The sequence below is a fragment of the Bergeriella denitrificans NBRC 102155 genome, from assembly GCF_001592185.1.
Classification (GTDB): Bacteria; Pseudomonadota; Gammaproteobacteria; order Burkholderiales; family Neisseriaceae; genus Neisseria; species Neisseria denitrificans.
The window spans coordinates 1-9,482 of sequence record NZ_BCWL01000069.1 but is presented as its reverse complement, the minus strand read 5'-3'; the positions used below and the strand labels follow the sequence as shown (position 1 = coordinate 9,482).

Genomic DNA, 9,482 nt, shown 5'->3' with positions numbered 1-9,482 from the left:
TATATATAATAAATTCTTTGCTGCAAAAAAGGGAAAAAATTTCGGCAGCAGGCGCTGTTTTCAGACGGCTTTTAATGCCGCCAAACACTCATCCGCCGCGCTGATGCCCGACTGCACCGCCGCTTCCAGAGTGGCGGGATAGCGCGGGTGCAGGTAATCGCCGGCGGGGAAGATGCGGCGGCGGTGCAGCCAGGCCAAATCGGGCGGCACGCGGCCGGCGGCTGCGGCGTGGGTGGCGCGTTTTTCGGTAATCACCTGCGCGGCCAGCGGCTCGCCGACATCGGGGCAGACGCGCAATACGTCGGCATGCACCGCCGCCGCCCAATCTTCCGCTTTGCCGATGCCGCATTGCCCGGACACGCTGATAACGGCGGCGATTTCGTTGTCCGGCAAACCGAGCGCGCCGCGCCGTATCAGCCATTGCGCCGTGCCGTCTGAAAAACCGGTCAATGCGGCGGGCAGCGCGACGGGGCGGGCATAGCGCAGATACACGGTGGTAATCGCATGATGGCGGATATTGCGGTAGGCCGTCTGAATATCGGCGGGCGTATCGTCGGGCAGCAGGGCGGCAGCGTGTTGCGGGGCAACGGCCATAATCACGGCATCGAAGGTTTCGCCGCCGATCGATATGCGCCCGTCGGGCAGCGGGCAGGGCTGCGGCGCGCGGGTGCTCAGGCGGATATCCGCACCGTGGCGGCGCAGATAGGCCAGCGCGGGCTCGGCCATGATGCTGCCCAAATCGCGCTTGGGTATCAGATAATCACTGCTGCTTTTTGCTGCCCACACGCCGTCGCGCAGCACATGGGCAAGGGTGTTCAGCGAGGCCGTTTCCAAAGGCGTGTTGAGCGCGCCCCATACCAGCGGCTGCCAAAATCCGGTCATCAGCTTACGCGGTACACGGCGGCGGCGCAGCCAGTCGGCAACGCTGCAATCGGCGCGGGCGGCGGCGTGATGCCGTTTCAGCGCGGCCATATCGCGCAGCAGGCGGACTTTTTGGCCGAGCGGGGCGTTTTTACCGAGCAGCACACCAACGGCAAGATGCAGCGGCGCGGGCAGCGGAGCCGTCTGAAAACGCAGGCCGTCGTGCAGATACCATTGCAGCGGCAGGCGCAGAAAAGCATTTTGTTCGTTAACACCGATGCGCGTCAGCAGCGCGGAAACGCTGCGGTAGGCGCCGATGCAGATGTGCTGCCCGTTGTCGAGAAAGCTGAAGCCGTGGCTGCCGCCGCCCGAAGCACGCGCCCGCCCGCCCGCTTTGCGCCCGGCTTCAAACAGGGTCAGGTCGGCGCGGCGCACAAGCTGCACGGCGGCGGACAAACCGGCCCAGCCTGCGCCGATAACGGCGATTTTCGGACGTGTGCGTGTGGGTGTCATGGCGGTATCTGTAAAGTATGGTTATTGAACACGGGATAATATATTTCAGTAAGCTATCTTCTCCACCGTTTTTAACGGGGGTTAGGGTGGGGCTTGATTGATAGGCCGCTTTGGCCTGCCCCCATCCTAACCTTCCCCCGCAGGGCGGGGGAAGGGACAGGTTGCTGGATTTTAACGGATGCTGTATTCCTCAACCGTTGGCCTTATCCCAAAACAATATTATGTATTCCTGAACCAACATCATGTATTTTCAGACGGCCTGCGGCGGCTTCAGGGCTTGAAGCCGAACAGCCAGGTTTTCAGGGCAATGCGTTTTTTGCGCGGCGAGGGAATGGCGATTTTGTAGCGCAACACATTTTGCACGCCGTCGCGCTCGATTTCTTCCAGCAGCGCGTAATAAATGGCGGCCATAATCAGGCCGGCTTTCTGCTTTTTGCGGTCGGCATCGGGCAGCAGGGCCACGGCTTCGCGGTAGGTCGCGCGGGCGCGGGCGGCCTGGAAGGTCATCATTTCGGCAAAAGCGGCATCGGGCTTGGCCTGCATGATAACGGCAGCGGGTACGTCGAATTGCTGCAAGTCTGCCATCGGCAGGTAAATGCGGCCGTTGCGCGCGTCTTCGCCGACATCGCGGATGATGTTGGTCAGCTGCAGGGCCAAGCCCATTTTGTCGGCATACGCCAGCGTTTGCGGGTCGCTGAAGCCCAAGATGCGGGCAATCAGGCAGCCGACGGCGCCGGCAACGCAGCGGCAGTAGCGTTTTAAATCGTCAAAAGTCTGATAACGCACCTGATTTAAATCCATCTGCATACCGTCGATTAATTCCGCCAGCTCGCCGTGCGGCAGGGCAAATGGCGGGGCGATGCTTTTTAAGGCTTGGTTGACGGGATGCTCGGGCGTTTCGCTGCCGAATACTTTGGCTAAATCGCCGCGCCACCAGTGCAATGCGGCTTGGGCGACACCGAGATCGGAGCAGTCGTCGGCCACATCGTCGAGCTCGCGGCAGAAGGCATACAATACCGTCATGGCATCGCGCTGCGCCTGCGGCAGAAAGCGGAAGCCCGATAAGAAGCTGGAGCGGCTTTCGGCGGTTTTTTGACGGCAGTAGTCTAAGGGTTGCATGGCGGTTTCGGTCGGTTGGTTATCGGGGGTGCGGCAAGGGGCGCGGTTTTCAGACGGCCTGTGTTACACGGCTTGGCGCTTGTGGCGGATTTCCCAGCATTGGTGGATTTTTTTGTTGCGGAAGTCTTCGGGCACGGAGTGTTTGGATACGTCTTTGATGTCGAAGGTTTCGCTCAGGGCTTCGTCTAAAGTAAAGCTGCGCAGGTTGTTGGAGAAATACAGCAGGCCGTCTGAATCCAGCAGCGCCATCGCGCCTTGAATCAGCTTGGCTTGGTCGCGCTGGATGTCGAGAATGTCGAGCATTTTTTTGCTGTTGGAAAAGCTCGGCGGATCCATCACAATCAGGTCGAAGGTTTTGCCCTCGGCGGCGGCGTTTTGCAGATATTGGAACACATCGGCGCGCACGATTTGGTGCCGTCCGGTATCGATGCCGTTGAGCTCGAAATTGCGCTTGGCCCAATCAAGATAGGTGTTGGACAAATCCACGGTTTCGCTGGATGCCGCGCCGCCCGTGGCTGCGTAAACAGTAAAGCTGCCGGTATAGGAAAACAGGTTGAGAAAGCGCTTGCCCGCCGCTTGTTCGCCGACTTTTTTGCGGGTGTTGCGGTGGTCGAGAAACAGGCCGGTATCGAGGTATTTGTCGAGATTGACCCAAAAGCGGCGGCCGTGTTCGCCGACTACGAAATCTTCGCCCGCGCGGCCGGTTTTCTCATATTGCTGCAAACCTTTTTGGCGCGCGCGCCGCTTGAGATGGATTTGCTCGGGCGCAAAGCCGGTAACGAACATTACGGCTTCCTGCACGCGGGCGAGCCAGTCTTCGTATTCTTCGGGCGGCATCAGCCAGCCGGTATCGTATTCCTGCAGATGGATTTGGTCGCCGTACACATCGACGGCAAAAGGAAACTGCGGAATGTCGCGGTCGTAAAGACGCCAGGCTTCGATGCCGTTGCGCCGCGCCCATTTCATCAGGTGTTTGGTGTTTTTGCCCAAGCGGTTGGCAAAAGGGGTGATGTCCATAAATCGTCCGATACCGTTAACCAATTATGCCCGATGCCGCCTTTTTCAGACGGCCTGAATGCCTGAAAAAAGGCAAAGCGGCCGGAAAGCGGCGCGCGTGCAGTCGGGTAAAGCCGCATTTTACCGTAATTAACGCCGCCGCGCTTGACCGATTGCGGCGCAGTCTATATTATCCGCGCTTCGCCTTTGTTTATGAAGCCATCGTCTTCAAACCTATCCGCCGCCCCGTATTTGCCGGGCGCGCTTTCCAGTGTTGCTGGGGCAAGACCCCCATGCGTATGTGCAGGTTGTCGCCGATGTTGAACCACAAGCCCAGAGCTTGCGACAACCGTGTAACTTTCAGACGGCTTTTGCGCCGCATCTTCCGTTACTCTCCATTGCTTCAGGCCGTCTGACACACGTCGGATAAGCGCCCGCGTACCCGTGCCGCCGATCGGCTGCACGCAGCAGGCCGCACTCCGATGATGCTGCGGGCGGATTGTGTTGTTGTCCCGTCAGGATAGTCATGTCTATTAAATTTGCCGATTTACACCTCGATAAAAACATTTTGTCCGCCCTCAGCAGCGCCGGCTACGAATCCCCGACGCCGATTCAGGCGCAATCCGTACCGCTTGCCCTCGAAGGCCGCGACATCATGGCATCGGCGCAAACCGGCTCCGGCAAAACCGCCGCCTTCCTGCTGCCCACCCTGCAGCGTCTGACCCGCCGCAGCGAAAAACCGGGCAAAGGCCCGCGCGCGCTGGTGTTGACCCCGACCCGCGAATTGGCCGCCCAAGTCGAGAAAAACGCGCTGACTTACGCCAAAAACATGAAATGGTTCCGCACCGTCAGCATCGTCGGCGGCGCATCCTTCGGCTACCAAACCCGCGCCCTGAGCAAGCCGGTTGACTTAATCGTCGCCACCCCCGGCCGCCTGATGGACCTGATGCAAAGCGGCAAAGTCGATTTCAGCCGCCTGGAAGTGCTGATTCTCGATGAAGCAGACCGCATGCTGGACATGGGCTTTATCGACGACATCGAAACCATCGTCGAAGCCACCCCCGCCGACCGCCAAACCCTGCTGTTTTCCGCTACATGGGACGGCGCCGTCGGCAAGCTCGCCCGCAAGCTGACCACCAATCCCGAAGTCGTCGAAATCGAGCGCGTGGACGACCAGGGCAAAATCGAAGAGCAGCTTCTGTATTGCGACGATATGCGCCACAAAAACCGCCTGCTGGACTTTATCCTGCGCGACGCCAATATCGACCAATGCGTGATTTTCACCTCCACCAAAGCCATGACCGAAGTGCTGGCCGACGAGCTGTATGAAAAAGGATTCGCCGCCAACTGCCTGCACGGCGATATGCCGCAAGGCTGGCGCAACCGCACCCTGATGGACTTACGCAAAGGCCGCTGCAAAATCCTGGTCGCCACCGACGTAGCCGCACGCGGCATCGACGTACCGACCATCACCCACGTCATCAACTACGACCTGCCCAAACAGGCCGAAGACTACGTACACCGCATCGGCCGCACCGGCCGCGCCGGCCGCACCGGCATTGCCCTGACCTTTGCCGAAGTGAACGAATACGTCAAAGTACACAAAATCGAAAAATACATCGACCGCAAATTAAACGAAGTCACCATCGAAGGCCTGGAGCCGACCCGCAAACGCAAATCCGCCGCCGCCAAACCGAAAGGCAAAGGCGGCTGGGGCGGTAAAGGCGGCTACGGCAGCCGCGACCGCAAATTCGGCGACAAAAAGCCCGGCGAGAAAAAATTCGGCGGCAAACGCAGCGAAGGCGGCTTTGGCGGCAAACCCAAAGGCGACGGCTTTAAAAAATCCGAAGGCTTCCAAGGCAAACGCAAAACCGGCGGCTTCGGCGGCAAGGGCGGTTTTGCTAAAGGTAAGCGCGGGTAAGCGTTTATATAAACAAGCTGCTTTTTAGGTAGTTCACGATAAGAAGCAGGCACGGAACAAGCCGTCTGAAAAATGACCCGGAAGAGGTTTTATACCTTTCCGGGTCATTTTTCAGACGGCTTTTTTGATGCGGATAAGGCTTTCCGTGATGAATGTAGTGCCATGTAGCTTGATTTTGTAAAAATAAATTAATTTAAAACATATGGTTATCAATTTTTTGGAGTAAAAACCTCAAAAATCGATAGACATTGTGTTTGTTTTGTATAAAATAATTATACAAATTGTATTCAATTTAGGGATGTTAAGATTCCGGTCTCGACAATCATTCATTTACCGGAATCACCATGAGTAAAACCAATATAGACCGCAAACTGCTGATGGCGGAAACGCTGCGCCGCCGTATTTTGGCTATGGAGCTGAAGCCCGGGGCGGTGGTGGACGAAATTAAGCTGGGGGAGGAATTCGGTATTTCCCGCTCGCCGGTGCGCGAGTTGATTCGGCAGATGGCGGCGGAGGGGTATCTCGAATTGGAAGAAAACCGCGCCGCACGGGTGTCGGGCATGGGCTACGACGCGCTGCGTAACTTCTTTTTAGCCGCGCCGCTGCTGTATGCGGTAACGGTGCGCCTAGCGGCGGAAAATGCGTCTGCAACAGAGATTGCGGCTTTGAAGGATATTCAGCTCGAAGTGGCGAAAGCCGCGCGCGAGGGCGATACGGAAGGAAGCGTTTACCACAACAACCGCTTTCATTCGGCCATCGGCAAAATGGCGCACAACCCTTATCTGATACCCAGCATGGAGCGCGTGTTAATCGACCATGCGCGCTTGGGCAAATTGTTTTACCACCGCGAGGCCGGTGCGGATATGCAGCAGGATGCCTATAAAGCGGTGGCGCAACATGATGAAATTATTGAGGCGATAGAGCGGCGCGACGGCGATGCTGCGGTTCTGCTGATGCGGGAACACATGGAGCTGTCGCGGCGCCGGATGGCGGAATATGTCGTTCCCTCAGGTCTGGAGGAGGAGTCCGGTTTGTAGATTGACCGGCCTTTTCAGGCCGTCTGAAACTTGATGAAGGTTTCGGCAATCGGGAACAGTCTGCTGTCTATAACAATAAGACTGACGTCCGTTTGCAAGGAGAAAACATGATTCAAGTGAATGCTTTGCCTGATGATGACCGTGCCTGCGGTTGGTATCATACTTCTCAGCCACGCCAAGCCAAGCCTGCCCATTCGGGCCACAGCCGCGCGCGTTGGGCGGTATTGGGTGCGGGCTATGTCGGCCTGGCTGCGGCGCGCCGCTTGGCCGAGCGCTTTCCGGATGACGAAGTGGTATTAATTGAGGCGCAGGAAGTCGGCTTCGGAACGGCCGGGCGCAATGCCGGCTTTGCCATCGACCTGCCTCACGACATCGGTGCTGCGGATTATATAGGCGATTTGGCAGAAGCCAATAAAGTATGGAATTTAAACCGTTTCGGCCAGCAGCAGCTGGTGGCACAGGTGGAGCGTTACGGCATTCCCTGCGAGCTGCGGCATTCGGGTAAATATCAGGCAGCCGTCGAGCCGAGAGGCTTGGCGGTGCTGGAGGCGTACCGTGGCGGCCTCGACCGCTTGGGTGCGCCGTATGAAGTGGTGTCGGGCGATGATTTGCCCGATCACATCGGTACGTCTTTTTATAAAGAGGCTCTGTTTACGCCGGGCACAATTCTGATGCAGCCTTCTGCGCTGGTCAAAGGCTTGGCAGACAACCTACCGGCCAATGTCACCCTCTATGAGCACACGCCCGTCAGCGGCGTGGATTATGGAGACAAAATCACGCTTTCTCACGCAGGCGGTACGCTTACCGTCGATCAATTGGTGCTTGCCAACAATGCTTTCGGCCAGCATTTCGGTTTTCTCAAAGGCCGTTTTATTCCCCTGTTTCTGTATGCGAGCCTGACCCGTCCGTTGACTGCGGAGGAGCAGTCGCGCTTGGGCGGTAAGGATTTTTGGGGCGTCATTCCCGCTGACCCGGGCGGCTCGACAGTACGCCGCACCCATGACAACCGCATTTTGATACGCAACAGCTTCAGCTTCCACCCCAATGGTGTCGGCGACAGACGGAAATTGATGCAGTTTCGCGAAAACCACCGCATTTCGTTTCAGCGGCGTTTCCCCATGCTGCCGGATGTGGATTTCGAATATACCTGGAGCGGCCAGCTGGCGATGACACGCAACCATCAGTCGTTTTTCGGCAAACTGGCGCCGAATGTGTACGCCGCGCTGGGCTGTAACGGTCTCGGAGTGACGCGCGGCACGGCTTCGGGTGTGCTGCTGGCCGACTGGATGGCGGGCGAGCGCAATGACATGGTTGATTTCCTGCTTGCTTCGCCCGGCCCCAACCGCAACCCGCCCGAACCTTTCTTATCGCTGGGCGTGAATTTCAGTTTATGGAACACCTTCCGCAAGGCAGGTTTGGAAGCGTAAGCGTTTTCAGACGGCCTGAGCCGGAGTGCGGCCTTGTTTTGCCTGATTTTAAATGCGGGTAGGGTATGGCCGTCTGAAAATTAACCATACGTTTCCACATCAAGCAGACGATTGTGCAGTGTTGTCTGTACTGCTAATCGGACATGCTGCAGCTTCTTTTGCATTCCCTAATTTGAACAACAATAACAATGCCGTCTGAATGTGCAGTATTCGGTCGGTTTCTACAAGGTTGCGGGCAGAGATGCCCGATAAAAAAGGAGAGAGAAAATGTCGAATAATATATCGATTGAAGATGTGGGCTTAAACCGGTTCCACCGGCTGCTGACGCTGCGTTCGGGCGGCGGCTGGGTGATGGACGGCTATATTTTGAGCATCATCGGCGTGGCTTTGGTGGCGATGTCTGCCGAATTGGGCATTGACGGATTTTGGCAGGGCATGATTGCGGCTTCTGCACTGTTCGGTATTTTTGCCGGGGGTTTTCTCGGCGGTTGGCTGACCGGTCATTTGGGCAGGCAGAAGCTGTATTTCGTCGGCCCGGTATTGTTTACGGTGTGCTCGATTGTGCAGTTTTGGGCGGACTCTGCCTGGCTGGTGTTTTTGTGCCGCTTTATTATCGGTGTCGGCGTCGGTTTTGAATATCCGGTGGCCGGCTCGCTGTTGGTGGAATTTCTGCCGAAAAAATACCGCGGCCCGCGCCTGGCCGGTTTGACGATTTTATGGTTTGCCGGCGCAGCGTTCTCTTATATCGTCGGTATGCTGATTTTGCGCGAATTCGGAGACGAAGCGTGGCGTTGGGTGGTACTCAGCCCCGCGTTTATCGGTATCGCGCTGATTCTGGTGCGCTTGGGTACGCCCGAATCTGCCCGTTGGCTTCTGAGTAAGGGTCGTCATGCGGAAGCTGAAGCGGTGATTAAAAAGGTGTATGGTCAGGAGTTTTCTCTGCGCAACGTGCCGCAGGAAGAGGCTGAGCGCAATGCTTCTGTAATGGATGTGCTGAAAGCCGGCTATGGCCCGCGTATGCTGTTTGTGGCGGTATTCTGGAGCTGCTCGGTGATTCCCGTATTTGCCGTTTATGCGTTTGCCCCGCGGGTGCTGTCGGCGCTCAATCTGCAGGGCGCGTGGGCGGATTACGGCTCGGTATTGATTACCTTGCTGTTTGTGGTCGGCTGTATTATCGGTACGAAACTGGTGAACGGCCTCGGCCGCCGCCCGCTGCTGATTCACAGCTTTTTGTGGTCAGGGCTGGCTTTGCTGGGCTTGGGCTTTTTCTCGGAAGCTTCCGAAATGCTGGTGCTGGCTTTGTTTGGCGCGTATGCGGTCTTTATCGGCGGCGCGCAGGTCTTGCAGCTGGTTTATCCGAATGAGCTGTTTCCCACGGAAGTGCGCTCGCAGGCCGTCGGCATCGGCGCTTCACTGTCGCGCATCGGCGCGGCGGTGGGAACGTGGGCCGTGCCGCTCTCGCTCGACAGCATCGGTATCGGCAATACCATGTATGCCGCCGCAGCTGTAACGCTGCTGGGTTTGCTGGTGTCGGTATGGTTGGCGCCCGAAACCAAAGATTTGGATTTGAAAGACGCCAGCTCTTTAAAGCGTTGAAACCGCACGATT

7 protein-coding genes are annotated in these 9,482 nt (G+C 57.4%); 4 read left to right on the top strand and 3 right to left on the bottom strand.

Annotation, left to right across the window (positions count from 1 at the left end):
* Positions 1-60: 60 nt before the first annotated feature.
* The 3 genes from hpnE to BDE01S_RS05370 all read right to left on the bottom strand — a co-directional run bounded on the left by hpnE (position 61) and on the right by BDE01S_RS05370 (position 3,510).
* The gene (gene hpnE, locus BDE01S_RS05380) at positions 61-1,374 is read right to left on the bottom strand and encodes a hydroxysqualene dehydroxylase HpnE (protein WP_066078346.1); all 1,314 of its coding nucleotides are present in this window, start codon (positions 1,372-1,374) and stop codon (positions 61-63) included.
* A gap of 270 nt (positions 1,375-1,644) precedes the next feature.
* Positions 1,645-2,493 carry a presqualene diphosphate synthase HpnD gene (hpnD, locus tag BDE01S_RS05375; RefSeq protein WP_066078343.1) on the bottom strand — a complete coding sequence of 283 codons (849 nt, stop codon included), beginning with the start codon at positions 2,491-2,493 and terminating at the stop codon, positions 1,645-1,647.
* A gap of 63 nt (positions 2,494-2,556) precedes the next feature.
* Positions 2,557-3,510 carry a class I SAM-dependent methyltransferase gene (locus BDE01S_RS05370; protein ID WP_066078340.1) on the bottom strand — a complete coding sequence of 318 codons (954 nt, stop codon included), beginning with the start codon at positions 3,508-3,510 and terminating at the stop codon, positions 2,557-2,559.
* Between the two features lie 505 nt (positions 3,511-4,015).
* Here BDE01S_RS05370 and BDE01S_RS05365 point away from each other — a divergent pair.
* The 4 genes from BDE01S_RS05365 (at position 4,016) to BDE01S_RS05350 (ending at position 9,470) form a co-directional block, all read left to right on the top strand.
* Positions 4,016-5,410: a DEAD/DEAH box helicase gene (locus tag BDE01S_RS05365; protein ID WP_066078337.1), complete on the top strand. Its 1,395-nt coding sequence runs from the start codon at positions 4,016-4,018 to the stop codon at positions 5,408-5,410.
* A gap of 344 nt (positions 5,411-5,754) precedes the next feature.
* The gene (locus BDE01S_RS05360) at positions 5,755-6,447 is read left to right on the top strand and encodes a GntR family transcriptional regulator (protein ID WP_066078334.1); all 693 of its coding nucleotides are present in this window, start codon (positions 5,755-5,757) and stop codon (positions 6,445-6,447) included.
* A 107-nt stretch (positions 6,448-6,554) separates the two neighbouring features.
* A complete protein-coding gene (locus tag BDE01S_RS05355) occupies positions 6,555-7,874 on the top strand; it encodes an NAD(P)/FAD-dependent oxidoreductase (protein ID WP_066078330.1) in 1,320 nt (439 codons plus the stop codon).
* 267 nt (positions 7,875-8,141) lie between these two features.
* Positions 8,142-9,470, top strand: coding sequence for an MFS transporter (locus tag BDE01S_RS05350; protein ID WP_066078326.1), 1,329 nt, complete (start codon positions 8,142-8,144; stop codon positions 9,468-9,470).
* The last annotated feature ends 12 nt before the right edge of the window (positions 9,471-9,482 follow it).